12 protein-coding genes and 1 pseudogene are annotated in these 15,814 nt (G+C 54.7%); 10 read left to right on the top strand and 3 right to left on the bottom strand.

Annotated features, from left to right (window positions below; all coding sequences use genetic code 11):
* Positions 1–12: 12 nt before the first annotated feature.
* Entirely contained in the window at positions 13–894 is an 882-nt protein-coding gene (locus tag AC3IX4_RS14175) for a LysR family transcriptional regulator (RefSeq protein ID WP_489261125.1), read from the top strand.
* A gap of 137 nt (positions 895–1,031) precedes the next feature.
* Here AC3IX4_RS14175 and AC3IX4_RS14170 read toward each other — a convergent pair.
* A pseudogene (locus AC3IX4_RS14170) lies at positions 1,032–2,134 on the bottom strand (IS5 family transposase).
* Positions 2,135–2,676: 542 nt separating this feature from the next.
* Here AC3IX4_RS14170 and AC3IX4_RS14165 point away from each other — a divergent pair.
* The 8 genes from AC3IX4_RS14165 to AC3IX4_RS14130 all read left to right on the top strand — a co-directional run bounded on the left by AC3IX4_RS14165 (position 2,677) and on the right by AC3IX4_RS14130 (position 12,174).
* On the top strand, positions 2,677–3,840 hold the full coding sequence (locus AC3IX4_RS14165; protein ID WP_489261124.1) for an ATP-grasp domain-containing protein: 1,164 nt from the start codon (positions 2,677–2,679) through the stop codon (positions 3,838–3,840).
* Between the two features lie 21 nt (positions 3,841–3,861).
* Positions 3,862–4,956: a cupin domain-containing protein gene (locus tag AC3IX4_RS14160; RefSeq protein WP_489261123.1), complete on the top strand. Its 1,095-nt coding sequence runs from the start codon at positions 3,862–3,864 to the stop codon at positions 4,954–4,956.
* Positions 4,953–8,330, top strand: coding sequence for an ATP-binding cassette domain-containing protein (locus AC3IX4_RS14155; RefSeq protein WP_489261122.1), 3,378 nt, complete (start codon positions 4,953–4,955; stop codon positions 8,328–8,330). The genes AC3IX4_RS14160 and AC3IX4_RS14155 overlap by 4 nt, the downstream gene beginning before the upstream one ends.
* Complete coding sequence (locus AC3IX4_RS14150; protein ID WP_489261121.1) at positions 8,299–9,303, top strand: hypothetical protein; 1,005 nt, start codon at positions 8,299–8,301, stop codon at positions 9,301–9,303. Before AC3IX4_RS14155 ends, AC3IX4_RS14150 begins: the two co-directional genes overlap by 32 nt.
* Before the next feature lie 14 nt (positions 9,304–9,317).
* The gene (locus tag AC3IX4_RS14145; protein ID WP_489261120.1) at positions 9,318–10,205 is read left to right on the top strand and encodes a phytanoyl-CoA dioxygenase family protein; all 888 of its coding nucleotides are present in this window, start codon (positions 9,318–9,320) and stop codon (positions 10,203–10,205) included.
* A 52-nt stretch (positions 10,206–10,257) separates the two neighbouring features.
* Positions 10,258–11,106 carry an aminotransferase class IV gene (locus AC3IX4_RS14140; RefSeq protein ID WP_489261119.1) on the top strand — a complete coding sequence of 283 codons (849 nt, stop codon included), beginning with the start codon at positions 10,258–10,260 and terminating at the stop codon, positions 11,104–11,106.
* A gap of 239 nt (positions 11,107–11,345) precedes the next feature.
* Positions 11,346–11,540 carry a KGG domain-containing protein gene (locus AC3IX4_RS14135; protein ID WP_489261118.1) on the top strand — a complete coding sequence of 65 codons (195 nt, stop codon included), beginning with the start codon at positions 11,346–11,348 and terminating at the stop codon, positions 11,538–11,540.
* A 76-nt stretch (positions 11,541–11,616) separates the two neighbouring features.
* Positions 11,617–12,174 carry an ATP-dependent Clp protease proteolytic subunit gene (locus tag AC3IX4_RS14130; RefSeq protein ID WP_489261117.1) on the top strand — a complete coding sequence of 186 codons (558 nt, stop codon included), beginning with the start codon at positions 11,617–11,619 and terminating at the stop codon, positions 12,172–12,174.
* Between the two features lie 6 nt (positions 12,175–12,180).
* Here the strand turns inward: AC3IX4_RS14130 and AC3IX4_RS14125 are convergent, their stop codons facing one another.
* Together AC3IX4_RS14125 and AC3IX4_RS14120 are read right to left on the bottom strand one after the other, a co-directional pair.
* Positions 12,181–13,122 carry a site-specific integrase gene (locus tag AC3IX4_RS14125; RefSeq protein WP_489261116.1) on the bottom strand — a complete coding sequence of 314 codons (942 nt, stop codon included), beginning with the start codon at positions 13,120–13,122 and terminating at the stop codon, positions 12,181–12,183.
* 166 nt (positions 13,123–13,288) lie between these two features.
* Complete coding sequence (locus tag AC3IX4_RS14120) at positions 13,289–13,960, bottom strand: DUF3313 domain-containing protein (protein ID WP_489261115.1); 672 nt, start codon at positions 13,958–13,960, stop codon at positions 13,289–13,291.
* A gap of 390 nt (positions 13,961–14,350) precedes the next feature.
* Here AC3IX4_RS14120 and cycA point away from each other — a divergent pair, with 390 nt between their 5' ends.
* Positions 14,351–15,763, top strand: coding sequence for a D-serine/D-alanine/glycine transporter (gene cycA, locus AC3IX4_RS14115; RefSeq protein WP_489261114.1), 1,413 nt, complete (start codon positions 14,351–14,353; stop codon positions 15,761–15,763).
* Positions 15,764–15,814 lie beyond the last annotated feature (51 nt).

Below are 15,814 nucleotides of genomic sequence, written 5' to 3'. Positions count from 1 at the left end.
GTGGAGATCATCATGGAGCTACGTCACCTGCGGTATTTTCAGGTGTTGGCCCAAACCCTCAATTTCACCCGCGCCGCCGAACGCCTGCACATCGCCCAGCCGCCGCTGAGCCGGCAGATCCAGCAGTTGGAGGATGAATTGGGTGTCAACCTGCTGGAGCGTTCGCGGCCCTTGCGCCTGACCGAAGCTGGGCGTTTTTTCCATGAACACTCCAGCGCCCTGCTCGAACAGCTCAATAAGGTGTGCGACAACACTCGACGCATAGGCCTGGGTGAAAAAACCTGGCTGGGGATCGGCTTTGCTCCCTCGACCTTATATGGGGTATTGCCTGACCTGATCCGTCATCTGCGCCATGACAGCACTCTGGAACTTGAACTGGGGCTTTCGGAACTGACCACCCTGCAACAAGTCCAGGCCTTGAAGGCTGGGCGAATCGATGTGGGTTTCGGGCGGATTCGCATTGACGATGCAGCCATCGAACAACGGGTGTTGACCGAAGACCGCCTGGTCGCCGTCCTGCCGACTGGACACCCACTGCTCAAGGGGCCCGTCACGCTAGCGGACCTGGCGGATGAGCCCTTCGTGCTTTACCCCGGCAACCCACGCCCCAGTTATGCCGACCATGTGATCGCGCTGTTTGACGCCCACGGCCTGAGCATCAAGGTGGCGCAGTGGACCAATGAACTGCAGACCGCCATTGGGCTGGTGGCGGCAGGCATCGGCATTACCTTGGTGCCGGCCTCGGTACAGGTGCTGCACCGGGCGGATATCGGCTACACACCGCTGCTCGATGCCAATGCCACTTCGCCGATCATCATCAGCCGGAGAGTGGGTGATGTATCGCCAGGGCTTCGGCATTGCCTGGAGGTCATGGACCAACTCCTTCGGGGTTAGCCAAGGACTGTAACAACCCTCCACAAGTCGGATCGCGCCAGGTATAGGGACCTAGGTTCTGTATGTAATGTGTTTTCGCCTTGCCTAACCTTCGCTCAAACACATTTCATACAGAGCCTAGGAGGGTGTAGACAAAATCAAGTCATGAGTTGACGCGCTAGTATGCGCGCCTCTGCCAGCCACACCCACGCTTCACTCACGGCGAGCAGTCGATCGTGGTGCATGATTAGCCGCCGAGCCCTCTCATTCCAAGCATGAGTCCGCTCAACAACCCACCTCTTGGGCATAACTACGAAGCCGGCAGGTGCAGGAGCTACAGTAAACAGATCGCCTTGCTCTGAGTGCCATTGCCCCGTTCTTCTATTGTTTGGCCCCCGGATTACTTGAACGTTGACCGCGTGCGTTTGATACATGCGTTGAGCCCATTTCCCCGCGTATGCACTGTCGACGAAGAGCGTATTCAATGAGGGGTATTTTTCCTTCGAGTAAGCCACGGAGTCATCCACTGCGTCGCGATCCTGCACACTTGCTGCGCTGATACTCACCGCCAAAAGCAGACCCAGCGTATTGACTATCAGACTTCGCTTGCGGCCCTTTACTTTCTTACCTGCGTAGAAACCACTGTCCCCGCCTTGAGGGGAACTGCGAGTCGATTGGGAATCCAAGGTAGCCGCTGACGGGCGTCATCGCGATCTTCTCTGTCCCGCCATTGCGCGCGCAAGCGATCATGCATCTGCTCAAATTTGCCCTGTGTACTCCACCGGCGGAAGGTCTTGTAGACATTGTCCCAGTGAGGAAATTCGCGAGGCAACATGCGCCATGAGCACCCGGTGCGTACTACATAGCAGCAGGCGTCGAGCAGCGTCCGTCGAGAATGACGCGGTGGCACACCACGACCGCCCTGGGTTTCAAACAGATCAGCGACCAGTGCCCATTCAGCATCAGTCAAGCAACTGGGATATCGTTGTTCTGGCAGCTGGCGTCGATGCGTTTCGTTGTAGCCATAGGACTTGCGAGGTTCGGGTGACACAAAGCTGCCCTTGGCGCGCTGCGCCATGCGTGTAATCCCCGCCAGCTTCAAGGCTTTTGCAAACGTGGCGGGATGAGCGGTGATACCTGTTTCAGCGTGGAATGCATCCGCCAATTCAGCTTGGCTGGAGAAGGGATGGGCTTGTGCAAGCTTGACTAGCATTGGGTACTGCTCTGAGGCAATCGCGGGCGGGCGTCCGGTTCGGGACATGACTTCAAGGCTGTCCAAACAGTAGGAATGGTGAGCTTAGTTTATTTTATCTACACCCTCTTAGTAACAAGCTTGTCAATTTGTTTCCGGCATTGACATCCAGAAACAGCAATGAAAGTATTGGGCACGAGCAAGGATCGTACTCGTTGCAATCAATAAAATCATAAACTCAAGGGATTAGCATGTTTCATACCGCAGCTATAAATACGTCTACTCTTCCGCTTAGCTTTTCCTCTAAAGCACTCCGTGCATTATCAGTTTCCGCTCAACACCGTTCCAGCGATAGATATCATTACGTCCTCGGTACGAGCCAGTCCCTCGCGGGTTGACGATCGTTCGATATAACGAAAAAATCTAAGGCAAAACTTTTAGTTATGCGCGTACCTATGCGCCGTTCGTTTCCATTTCCGAAACGCGTGCCTTATTTTCCAAAATGAATCAACATCGACACATCGAGTAACTTACGCACCATTAACAGGTATTAACCACCATTTCCTGCACGCTCGAGCCTTAGTGATCGAGCGGTCTATTGAAGGCATATTATGAAGAATATCGTGATGATCGGTGGGCATGATGAAACCTTCATGCACTATGGTGGCTTGGGTTTTGATTTCACCGTATTGCAACTACCTGACTCGGTTGGCCCCAACCTCACAGCACTGACCGACAAGATTCACCTTATCAGTGATTTCTCCGAAACCACCGTTCTCGACAAAATGGATGAGATCCTAATAACCCAACCCGTTGATTTCATTTTTTCATTCACCGAAGACGGGTTGCTGCCAGCGGCACGCGCCAGCCAACGTTATGCGATTGCTGGCATGGACTTCGACACCTGTGAAATGTGCATCGACAAGGCCTTGATGCGCACCAAGCTTGAAACCACCGAATTCGCCGTCTATAGCGAAACCTGCAGAACACGCGCCGACGTCGAACGTTTTTTCAGCCGCCATACAGGCGCAATCGTCCTGAAAGACCCAAAGGGCTCCGGGAGCGAAAACGTCTTCATCATTAAAGACGCTGCGTCCCTGCACAGTACGCTGGAAGGACTGCCTCAGGAAAATTTCGTCATGCTGGCGGAAGAGTTTCTGAGCGGTCGGGAAGTCAGCGTCGAAACACTGACCATCGATTCGCAACACCGTGTCCTCGCCGTCACCAACAAACAGCTGTACCAAACATCCCTCGCCGAAGAGCAGCACATCATCTCGCCGGACAATCTCGACAGCGACACGCTCAAGCAACTGAGTCGTTATTGCGAGCGCTTATTAACTGCCATCAACCATAAACACGGTCCCTGCCATATTGAGGTGACCGTCGCGGATGGACAGTTCCATCTGATAGAGATCAACAACCGGGTCGGTGGCGATTACATCGGTCTGCTGGTTGAACTGACAACAGGCGTCAATCTGTTCAGGGAAACATTGCAATTCCATAGCTGTGCAGTCGAAACAACTACTTCCGAACAACCGGTACGTTACGAATTCGCCGGCTCTCATCTTTTTTATGACCCGCTGGATACGGAGCTTCTCAAGGATTACTTACAGGAAGTGGATATTATCAGGCTGGTCATGGGCGAGGCCAATCCACCGTTGGGCAGGCCACACACCAATGATGACAAAATCGGCCTGGTGGTTATCGCCAGCCATGATCGCAAAAAGTTCTACACCGCCATTGATCATCTGAACAGGCTAAGTTCTGCACACTAATTAACAAAAGGAACAGCAGAAATGGAAGTCATCTCCCGGAACGATATCGAAACCCTCAACAGCGTTGTGGTGAATGGCGCCTTGCACGATTTGGGCGTTGTAAAAATATTCTCCCAGCATCCTGCGCTGGCTGAGTTCATTCCGTCCCAAAGTGACCTGGCCATCAGTTGGGTTCGGCTCGAAAAGGATCAGGAACTGTCGGTTCACCAACATCCCGAAGCGAGCCTGATCCTGATTTGTGACGGCTCGGGGAAAACCCTGGGGGCGACCGAACGCAGTATAGAAGCTGGTGATATGGTGTTGGTGCCGCCCCACTCCTTGCATGGTTTCAAAGGCACCCACGAGGGTTTCTGGGCGCTGTCCATCCAGTTCAACGGCAAGGCTCTGTACGAAGACACCACGCGACCGAACGTCGTCTTCATACCTCCGGAAACAGACACTGCGAAGCCTGCCGATGCGCTGTTGCGCGATAACGAGGCTTATCTGGATACCTTCAAGAACAGCCGACTGTTGTCGCTGGTCAATTCGCCGTCAATCGATCAACCCGAAGTGCGCGAAAAACTTCTCGACTGCCTGCAGACCTGGGCAGACATGTTTCAGGACCTGCTGCATATCCGCGTGGCGATGACGCGTGACCCTGCACACAAAAAAGTTGCCCTTGAGCACCTTGTGGAAGAGCTGGGGCATAACAACAACCTGCGCAATCAACGCGATGCTCACCATTCGCCCGTCTCGGATGCCGCCTTTCATTCCACCATGGAATGGTTCAGGCACCAGATGCTCTACAAGAGTGACATGGTCAAGACGCTGCTGATGCACGTCGTACTGGAAGGCAGCGGTGAGATTTTTCATAGCGAGGCCGCTCGGGTATTCGCCAGCATGCCGCACTTTCAGGAACATGGTGAAGACGATGGCAGCCACGTCAGCATGGGCATAGAACTGCTGAACCAGGCGTCGCCAAAGGAAATCGAAGAGCTGCGTGAAACCCTGAGCGAAGGCTGGAACATGATCACCCTGCTGTGCGATCGATTTTCCGATATCGCCTGTTCGGATCACCCGGTGCACGCAACAACCACCACTCCTCAACCTGTGCCGGTATATAGCAGGCCCTCATGAAGATTGCAGAAATCCTGAAGACGATCCTGTGGTTTCGGACGCCTGACCCCGAACGAAATCGAGGTGCACATTCAGTCCACGCTTCCCGCTGGCAACGCTGGTGCAAGGCAGTCATCCATGATGCGCGGGGAACCGGGAAAGGACGGCTTCATATCAGGATTTTTGTAGCCCTCAAACGGGATGTCATGTTGGCGCTGGTGGCGATCGGGGTGCATGCCGCTGCGGCTTTTGGCGCCGCAATCACCCTCAAATCACTGCTGGCGCAACTCATGCAGGGTGACTCACCAGTCCTCTCGAACATCACGCAGGGCGCCACCTGCCTGGCGCTGACTTACTGCGCCTGGCTCGCACTCAACCACACGTTCTTTCTGGCTGAGCTGGTCGGTGTCGGCAGTCGTTCTTATGTGGAACAGCGGGTTTTACTCAAAAGGACTGCTGCACAGAGTGGCGCTTTCCCGCTCAGCCTGACCGCGTTGTTTGACCGCGAAGCGGCACGTGTCGAATCGTCATGGTCAGGGTTGGTCACGATCACCCTGGCACTTGCAACGATCATCTTCACGTCCACGTTTTTCTTTTTTGCCCTGGGTGTCAGTGCAGTGGCCGCCTTGGCCGTCATTGCCGGCAGTTCACTGACCGTGTTCTGGATTGCCCAACGACTGAGCATGACCTATGAACAGCTGTCGTTGAACTCCACTCAGCGCATAGAAATAGGGACATTCGCGACAAAAAATCGGCGCCAGGCCTGGCTGAAAAACTGGAACACCGAATTGATTCGCGACTATGCCACCAAACGAAACCTTGAAGAAGCCTCCCTGAAAAAAGCTGCCCGTCTGGTAGCAGCCATCAGCTTGATCTCGACCATGACGCCCATCGCCGCGCTGTTGAGCTCGGCCCTGTTGCAACTGGTCTACCTGGGCCACGTCGATGCGCCCGGGGTGCTTGCCGCCATCGCATTGATCGGTGGACTGAGATCGGTCGCCAATAATATTCCGAACATTGTGCAAAGCATCTCTCAAGGGTTTGTCGGTCACCAGCATATAGAGCAATACCTTGATGGTTGTGAACCCAGTACACCCCCTCCCGAAATGCCAACGATGCCTTCCACGACGGCAACACATATCGCTATCGTCGGTGCCGCAGGCAGTGGCAAGACGTCCGTGCTGAGAAACTGTGCGCAACGTTTTCCTGAGGCTGCCGGCCAAGCGATTTTCATTCCGGACGAGCCGTGGATATTTGCCGGCGGTCTTGGCGAAAACCTGAGTCTCTATCGCCGGGACTTTTCAGACGAAGAGGTGCGAAATGCCGTCGCTCTAGCACGCTTGCCCGAGCAGTTTTACCTCGATTACATCAACGAGCGGAACCAAGGCATCAATTCCCACTGGGACGTTTCCAGAGGCCAGGGCAAACGCGTCGAACTGGTCCGCGCTTTGGTGGCGCAGCCAGAGTGGATCTACATTGATCAACCCACCTCGGGGCTGGACGAAACGCTAGCCGCGGGATTGTTGACGTCACTGCTGCAAGGCCCGTGGCGCGACACCAGGGTGATGTTCGTCACGGACAAACCAGAAGAAAAAGACGCCGCCGAGGAAGTCTGGACTGTCTCTGACGGCATGGTCACTGGGGTGCAAATCCATCACGCTGCCGCCCGCTCTCGACTTGCCGCCGCACCGGTTTTACGTACTGTTTCTGTCCGGTCGGCGCCAGAGGCAGATCGCTCGACGGCAAACGACCCGGCAGAGCAGCCTCACGTCAGTTCCAAGTCAATGACCAGCAGCCTGATGGGTTTTGGCATGGGGACCATTACGCTTGTTGCATTCACCCTGCTGGCGCTCAAAGAAGTGTTCACCATTGCCGGCGACTACCTGATCGCCAGCGGTTATCTGAGTACTCACCTGCACGCATCCTTGATCGGACTGGCCAGCGTTTTACTGGTGAGTGCCTTACTGTCGATATCCGGAGCGTTGATGACGGTCAGGAAAAGCATTGAGGCGGCGTCGGTACAATGCATCCGCTACTTCTCCCATTTGATGAACCCTGGCCTGGATGAGCGCCTGACCCAGAAAGTCAATCGCGACAGCCAAAACAAGCTGACATGGGACCAGCGGCGCGTTGATGAAGTATTGCCCGCTCTGATGCTGGAAACCGTCGGCGCGGCAACCTTGCTGACCGTCACCGCCGGCTACGTCGTTCTGAACAACATCTACGTACTGTTTCCGTTCATTCTCATCGGCCTGTGTTACTGGCGGGGGGCAAGACGCTCCGGCGAGTTGTTGCAGAGGTCCAATACCCGAGAAATTGACGCGACCTCCGTGTTGTTTTCACGCGTTCAAGCGCTGAACTGGGATGGCGGCCGATTTGACAGCACCGCGAACAACTCAAGCATCCTAAACTGGTTGAGCGCCAGCCTGGCCACTCGGGCCTTCACTTCTCTGGATAACGCCGCGACGCGTCGCTGGTACAGCTACAAACTGGACTTGATGGGCATTTTTTTCCTGTTCGGTATCATGGCTTCAACGATTTACTTTCACGCAACTGGTAAAGCCACCATAGCTAACGTGCTGGCGGTGAGTCTCTCCTACAGCCTGATTGCAATTTTTGCCCGCATGGGCAGATGCGCGGTGGAACTGCGACAAGTCCTCGATAGCGCCGATCGCCTGGTGGTGGCTGGCACCTTCCCGGCGACAGCGCCAAGACGCCAACAGGCTCGTGACAATGCGCCACTGGTGTCGTTTTCAAACGTCACGTTTGTTAACCCGCGCAGCGGAACAACGGTGCTCGAACAATTCGACCAGGCGTTTCACGAGAATGATGTGGTGGTGATCATGGGAGCCAGCGGCGTTGGCAAATCAACCTTTGCCAATCTGGTGGTGGGCAGCTTGCTGCCAAGTATGGGGCAGATATCTACACTGGGTGGCATTGATGGATATCTGGCACGACAACATGCCGAGGACGTGCAGTTACTGACCTCCAGTCCGATATTCAAACCGGGTTTGCTGATCGAACATTTCAATAGCCCGTCAGGGGAAGAGCTCTATCAGCGAGCGGCTTATCTTGGACTGTCGGAAATCGTCGAGCGCTTGCCGGATGGTTTTAATCAACAGGTTCCCTGGAGTGGTGAAATGAACCTGAGCAAGTCAGAACTTCAACGACTCGCGTTGCTTGACCTGACTATCAATACGCCGGCCATTGCCATTCTCGACGAGGCCACCTCGGAGCTAAGCAGTGCCGAAGAACTGCAACTCATCAAGAAAGTGATTACTGCGCTGCCGCAAACCTTGTTTTTCATCATCACGCACAACCCTGAACTTTCCACGCTTGGAAACAGGAACTTCAACTTCAACCATGAAAAGCGCCTGGTTGAAAAAACAGCATAAACACATCCTCACAAGCCGTTATACAAGGATCGTCAACATGGAGTTGCACGCGCAGCGGGATGCATTTTGTATCAGTTATGGCATCTCTAACCCACAACTGCCCTTGAGCGGGATTGCCCACTGGGAAGCAACGCTCAAGGGGACGGTGGATCAGCACAGCCCCCTGCATGAGGAACAGGCCTATGTGGCGCCCGGTTTTTTTTACCTGCCGGTCACCGCGCAGCCGGAGCCGCAGTTCTTGAACCAATTGATACAAGAGGCACATACCGCCGACTGGCTACTGGTACCGTCCTTGGAAAAGACCAGCAGCTCGCTGCGCCAACAATACGAAACAGACATTATTCCGGTGCCCTTCATGCAAGTCGCGTATCTGCGCGTTGAGGGAAACCTGGACGATTGCCTGCTCACGATTATGGGCAGAAAGCCGTACAAAGAAATGATACGCCTGACCCGAAGGACCGAGGACCTTTGCCATACACAGGTGTATCGCCTCAGCGAATTGCCTGAAGACAGTGAAGTGCTGAAAGCCTTTTCAACGCTGCAGTCGTTCAATGTGGACAAATATCAGCACGTAAGGAGCCTCTATTCCCTTGAGGCGATGCAGGGGCTGGCACGCTCAACGGAAGGTTCAAAGTACTACATAAAAATGAACTACGAAAAATCGAACAATGTGCCTGTCTATGGCTCCCTGAGTTACGCGGATGAGCAACACGGCGTCTTCTCCCAATTGGTACAAGGTCAAGATCGCAGTCAGGTGCCACCGGGACTTAACTTATACGTCAGCGATTACTACCAGCTGTATCGAGTGGCTGACGAATTGGGATTCAAGATGAGTTGTCTGGGTCGCGGCGCCATCGATGTAAAAAAACGCATGGGTTCCAATCTGGTGGTCGACCTGGAAAACTGGCTAATTCCCATCAGAACGGGCCAGCAAAAACAAATGCATGAATTTTCAACCAAGAGAGACAATTAGCAAGGAGTTTTTTCATGTCTTTTTTTGATATAAACCGGCAACTCAATAGTGAACACATAATAGAGAATGGCATCTCGATTATCGATTACTCGACGTCGACCTTTGACCTGGCCGGTACACTTCAGCAGACGCTGGTCGGTATCTACAACCTCAGAAATGATTTTCCGCTGAACAAGATTCATGAATGCCTTAGTCGGGAAGAAATCAGTCAGCACCTGGAGGACTCCGGCCATTGGCATGACCCGCTACAAACACTGGGGCCGCCAATGATCGAGGAGTACTACAAATTTGTTAATTGGCTCAGCCAACACCTGGGTTTCGATTTCGTGTTCGAACATAACCCGTTGGTGCGCTACCACATCCCCGCAAAACTGGATGATCGTTACAGGCTGCCGGACGGTGAATTATTCACTCACCATTCGGACACCCTGCTGGGCGATTACTTCCAGCAAATCAACATGTGGTTGCCATTCTGCGACGTGAAGAATACAGCAGCACTCAGCGTTTGCTCGAAGCACACCAGCATCTGCACCCTGAAAGCGTTCGCCCAAGAGCAGGATTACAGCTACGACGAATACAAGGACAGCCGGGTCGCTTTTTTCGATTATGCAAAGCAACGCCCACAATTGATGGCGGACCTTCGGACGGATGCCATGCCGACCAACCTTCGTTATGGCCAGTGTCTGATGTTCGATCCACGGCTGTTACACGGGACCGCAGAGAACACTGAGAACATGACGCGGGTGAGCATGGACTTCAGAATTGTCCCCGTGGACGACTACGAATCCATCATCAAGGAACTCGAGCTTCAAGGTGGACGTCCGAACAGCTACGAAGGCGAAGGCTTGATCAAGGGCGAGTTCTACAACGCACTGACCGCACGTGAAGTCGTCAATCACTGAATCCCCCGCGTTGCCATAAAAATCACCTCAATAATCAACTAGGGAATGGATCATGTCTAAGGCAATCGCGTGGCTGGACGGCCAATACCTCCAGGCGGATCAGATAACTTTTTCACCCGTCACTCACTCGCTTTCTTATGCCTCGTCGGTCTACGAGGGAATGCGCAGTTACGGCGCAAGAATTTTTAAATGCGAGGAACACCTGCACCGTCTGCAACAGTCGGCGCAGGTGTTCAAACACGAATTGCACTACTGCAACGCCACGCTGACCGACGCTTGCAATGAACTGCTGGCGCGAAACGGACTTGTAGACGCGTACATTAAAATCGTCGTGTTCTACGACGACGCCGACGTCAGTTTCATGGGGCGCGGCTGTCGCAGCAAAGTAATGATATTTGTCCTGCCATTCGCCCCCAAGTCCTCCACCACACCTTACCGGCTGACGATTGCCAATTGGCGCCGAGCACCGGCTCACTGTCACCCCTATCAGGCAAAAAACTCGTCCACGTATGCGCTCAGTTTCTTGAGCTTTCGTGACAAAGGTGACGCATTCGACGATGTGCTGTTCCTTTCGACGACTGACACCGTGTGCGAGTCGAGTGGATCCAACGTCTTTTTTTTGAAAGGAAACCAACTCATTACACCGACCACCGAAATGGCCCTGGCAGGCATCACCCGTCGCGTCATCATTGACGAACTGTCTCACACACTGGATTTGCAGATTGTGCAGCGCGATATTTCAAGCTCGGAACTGGGTCACTTTGACGGCGCCTTTCTATGTGGCACCGCCATGGAAATCACCGAGGTCAGCCGCATTGATGACGTGATTTATGAAAAGAATCCATGGGTCGAGGTGCTGGCCGCGGAATACAAAAAAAACGTGATGCGCGCATCGCACTGACGGGCTGGGGGAGCATGCTCCAACTACCGCACAGATATCGATGAGAATCGCTCCTCAGCTACTCCTGGAAGCTGTCGCAGAACAAGGTGCTCTTAACTTGTGCGCAGACTACCGCTTGTTTCACCGAAATTGCCGTTTGTCAGCCGCTTGCATGATTTTTAAACTTTGCCCCGGTTTGCCTTTCACAAGCAATGTGAGGCGCAGCGTGCGCCTCTGAAAATAACCAGAGGTAAAGAATCATGGCTAACACTGGCAAGTCGAACCCAGGAAACTTTTCCAATGACCGCGAAAAAGCATCGAGCGCCGGTAAAAAAGGAGGCCAGGCCTCGTCTGGCGGCGCATCGGGCGGCAACATGCCACAAGACCGCAGCAAAAAAATGCCTGCCGATGATAAAAAAGGCGGCAAATCCGGCGGTGGTGGCCGCAACGCTTAGTTGATCGGTTGACCGAGGGCCGGACGCGAGCCAAGCTTGCGTCTCGGCCCTTTTTATTTGCACAAGGATCGGATTGGTGAGCCAACATATCGTCCATTTCCATTGCCACATCGATCAGGGTACCCACGAACGCTTTCGGGACCGCTGCCTGGAAGCCCTCGACAAGGGCGCCACTTCTCTCTGGCTCAATCTTTCCACCTCAGGTGGCAGCACCAACTTTGGCTTTACCCTCTATACCTTCATCAAATCCTTGCCGGTGCCAATCCGTACTATCAATGCCGGCAATATCGAATCCATGGGTATCGTGGTTTTTCTGGCCGGTACTGAGCGGATTGCCTCGCCCCATTCACGATTTTTGATCCATCCCATGAACTGGTACTTCAGCCAGACCTCGGTCGAGCACTCCCGGTTGCGAGAGTATTTTTTCAGCCTTAACAACGACTTGCAGCGTTATGCTGATATTTATCAGGAAGTCACGGAAAACGCCGATGAGCCGCTGGATATCTTCAAATGCCTATCGGCTGAAGAGCGCGTTATCGCGGCTCGGGATTCGTTGACCTGCGGGATTGCACAGAGGGTCGAACAGGTGGTGTTTCCAGCAGATGCGGTGCATTGGAAAGTCAGCGCCGACTAGCTCAAATCAATAATCATACCGATCCACCGCCCGCCGCCGCTCGTTGTCATCACGCACGTCGTAGTTGGCGGTGGTCTGGATATTGGTATGGTGAGCCAGCTTTTGCGCAATCGACAAATCGTGCTCTTCGATCACCCGGGTAATGAATGAGCGGCGGAAATCATGGGGCATGATTTTTACACCGACCTGGGCGCCGCGCTGGCGGGCGATGTAGTAGATCGCATGTTTAGTGATGCGTTCGCGGGTGATATGGCTGCCACGGCGAATGCGGTTGAACAGGAACTCGTCGTCACCCTGCCCTTCAGGTAACTGAGAGCGACGGAAATCCAGCCAGGCATTGAGCTTGTCAAAAGCCCAGGCGGGTGCGTACTTGATCAGCTGCTTGTTACCTTTGCCGAGTACTTGCAGGCTGCGCTCGGCAAAGTCGATCTGGCCCAGGTCCAGGTTGACCGATTCAGACTTGCGCATGCCCGAACCATAGAGCAAGGCAATCACGGCAGCGTCGCGCAGCCCTTGGGGGCGCGGGTCGGCAGCGCAAACGTCCATCAACTCACGAATCAGGCTGCGCTTGAGGTTACGGCCGTTGGTCAGGCGTGTGCCTTGGGCAGGTTTTACCGAACGGATGCGCTGCAGGTGGTCCTGGTCGATCAAGTTCAGTCGCCAGGCTTCGTTCATGACGCCACGCACCGCGTTGACGTAGAGGGACGAAGTATTAGGCGCATAGCCGTCTTCCCTCAAGGCCGCCACCAGCGCTGTAATATGACCAGGCTGCAGCAAATGCCAGGGCACGTCGCGGATGTCGGCGTCTTCGAACCCAAGCCGGTCGGCGGCGTCCTGCAGCACATACTTCATGGTCAACTGGCTGGAGGGCACCAGGCGATTGAGGTACTGCACCAGCGGGTTCTGCACAGCGCTCAGGGGTTCGGTGATTGCGGGTAAATCGGGCACGCCAGGATCCTGTCTGCAGCTACACAGCCATTGCGGCCCTTGAAACGGGTCGCCATGGCTTGAGCAATTTCAGGTCATATCGACTTTCGCCAACATACCCTGTTGAAAAATAAGGCAATAAAGCTTGGCACAGATTGCCTGCTACAGACAAACGCCATGTGTCGGGCTAGCGATTCTTCAGCTTCAGGTAAGACTGATGGAGGTCGGATGCCCAACCATCCAGCACCGTCTTAACATCATTCGCGACCATGACCTGGCTGTCATTATCCAGCACCTTGCCTGACCCTTTACGTACCACCTGGGCCACCACCTTGTTGTTTCCGCCATCCAGGAACACCGCTTCGGTTGCGATATCGGTTTCTTGATCGCGAATGCCAGATGCCGTGCTGACCGCCGCTGCCACCAATGCCACGGGAATCACTTCGTAAGCCTTGAGGCCTTCGGTTTTAGTGCTGACTGCGGTGATCGCTGGCCTTACAACGATAACGCCTGGCCCTGAGCTGGTCGCCAGCGGCATGGATTTGCCCAGTTCACGCTTGAGGGCCTGGTCGTAGTATTGGGTGATGCCTGTCAATGTGGATTGCGGGATACGCGTCGTGGCTTCCGGCTTGGGGTAGAACTGACTGGGTTCGATATAAACGCTCTTATAGCTGGACAGCTTCAGGTCCGGGTCCATCCAGCGCATCACGTCGGCGCCCGAGGGGGACTTGGCCGCCTTGAGCTGGCTGTAATCTTTCAAGAAGCCTGAATATTCATCAGGTTGGACCGTACTGCTCGAACACCCTGCAAGCGTCAAACCGGTCATGCACAATGCGCCCATCATCAAGGCCATTTTCATGCTGTGGCTGCTCCATGGAGGAAATAAAAGCACAGTAGGTATAGCACTTGTAGGAGCAGACGGTTCGGCGCTCCGACTTGCTCGCGATGGCCGCACCGCGATCACAGACTGCATCGACCCGTAACGATTTCAAAACACCGTATCGATTTCGACCCACCCGTCGAAAGCCCGCTTTCCATAGCCCCTTGTGGCCATAAGTCGCACTAGACGTAGCGATTTCGCTCCAGCACTATCTATCGCTCAACAAGATATTCATATCGCAACAGGCTGATCTAAATACGTATTTCGAAAGCTGGCATCGCTCTTGCTTTCCATTCATGGCTGCACCCAGGTGCTGCGCCATGATGTAGCGAATAACAATAACGACGTTCACAAAATGGAACCCCGATAATGACTCAACCTCATGCTCACCCGCCCGCGGGAACCGAAACCGACCTGCAACGCAATCTGTCCAATCGCCACATCCAGTTGATCGCCATCGGCGGTGCGATAGGGACCGGCCTGTTCATGGGCTCTGGCAAAAGCATCAGTCTGGCCGGGCCGTCGATTATCTTTGTCTACATGATCATCGGCTTCATGCTGTTCTTCGTCATGCGTGCCATGGGCGAGCTGCTGCTGTCGAACCTCAAGTACAAATCCTTTATCGACTTTGCCACCGACCTGCTTGGCCCCTGGGCCGGCTTTTTCACCGGATGGACCTACTGGTTCTGCTGGATCATCACCGGCATTGCCGATGTGATCGCCATCTCGGCCTATTCGCAGTTCTGGTTCCCCGACTTGCCCCAGTGGGCCCCCGCCTTGTCGTGCGTCGGCCTGCTGCTGTCGCTGAACCTGATCACCGTGAAGATGTTCGGTGAAGTGGAATTCTGGTTCGCGATGATCAAGATCGTTGCCATCATCGCCTTGGTCGGTACGGGCTTTTACATGGTCGCTGCCGGCGATGCGTCCCAAGCCGGGCGTGTGCCTTCGATAACCAACCTGTGGAACGACGGCGGGATGTTCCCCCACGGGCTGATGGGCTTTTTCGCAGGCTTCCAGATTGCCGTGTTCGCTTTCGTCGGCATCGAACTGGTCGGTACCACGGCCGCCGAAGCCAAGAACCCGGAGCGCAACCTGCCACGGGCGATCAATTCCATTCCACTGCGGATCATCATTTTCTACGTGTTCGCCCTGGTGGCGATCATGGCCGTGACGCCTTGGCGCGATGTGATGCCGGGCAAGAGCCCATTCGTCGAGCTGTTCGTGTTGGCCGGGTTGCCCGCGGCAGCCAGTATCATCAACTTTGTGGTGCTGACTTCGGCGGCCTCTTCGGCCAATAGCGGCGTGTTTTCCACCAGTCGCATGCTGTTCGGCCTGGCCCAGGAAGGCCATGGCCCACGGGCATTCCAGCAACTGTCCAAGCGCGCAGTGCCTTCCAATGGGCTGATTTTCTCCTGCATCTGCCTCACCGCCGGCGCGCTGCTGGTGTACCTGATCCCTGACCTGGTCGAGGCCTTCACGCTGATCACCACCGTTTCGGCGATTCTGTTCATGTTCGTCTGGACGATCATCCTGCTGTCGTATCTGTCCTATCGCAAAAACCGTCCTGAACTGCACCGTGCCTCGCGCTACAAAATGCCCGGTGGCGTATGGATGAGCTGGGTTTGTCTGGCGTTCTTCGCCTTCATCACTGCGCTGCTGACGCTCAAGGCCGACACCCGCCAGGCACTGATCGTGACACCGCTGTGGTTTGTCCTGCTGGCCGTGGCCTACCAGTTCGTGCGGCGCAATCGCCAGGCAGTCCCCAGCCCACAGGAAGGCTGAAGACTGAAGGAGCAGGCTTTCCCGTCCATCGACCAACGGCGTAGCGGCCGC

Source organism: Pseudomonas sp. KH_021, assembly GCF_057838865.1.
This window is presented reverse-complemented; position numbering and strand designations above follow the sequence as displayed.

Bases quoted from the DNA above. Each gene is read 5' to 3' on its own strand.
- cycA (WP_489261114.1), top strand. From the start codon at position 14,351: ATGACTCAACCTCATGCTCACCCGCCCGCGGGAACCGAAACCGACCTG.
- AC3IX4_RS14150 (WP_489261121.1), top strand. From the start codon at position 8,299: ATGAAAAGCGCCTGGTTGAAAAAACAGCATAAACACATCCTCACAAGC.
- AC3IX4_RS14140 (WP_489261119.1), top strand. From the start codon at position 10,258: ATGTCTAAGGCAATCGCGTGGCTGGACGGCCAATACCTCCAGGCGGAT.
- AC3IX4_RS14145 (WP_489261120.1), top strand. From the start codon at position 9,318: ATGTCTTTTTTTGATATAAACCGGCAACTCAATAGTGAACACATAATA.
- AC3IX4_RS14120 (WP_489261115.1), bottom strand. From the start codon at position 13,960: ATGAAAATGGCCTTGATGATGGGCGCATTGTGCATGACCGGTTTGACG.
- AC3IX4_RS14135 (WP_489261118.1), top strand. From the start codon at position 11,346: ATGGCTAACACTGGCAAGTCGAACCCAGGAAACTTTTCCAATGACCGC.
- AC3IX4_RS14165 (WP_489261124.1), top strand. From the start codon at position 2,677: ATGAAGAATATCGTGATGATCGGTGGGCATGATGAAACCTTCATGCAC.
- AC3IX4_RS14155 (WP_489261122.1), top strand. From the start codon at position 4,953: ATGAAGATTGCAGAAATCCTGAAGACGATCCTGTGGTTTCGGACGCCT.
- AC3IX4_RS14160 (WP_489261123.1), top strand. From the start codon at position 3,862: ATGGAAGTCATCTCCCGGAACGATATCGAAACCCTCAACAGCGTTGTG.
- AC3IX4_RS14175 (WP_489261125.1), top strand. From the start codon at position 13: ATGGAGCTACGTCACCTGCGGTATTTTCAGGTGTTGGCCCAAACCCTC.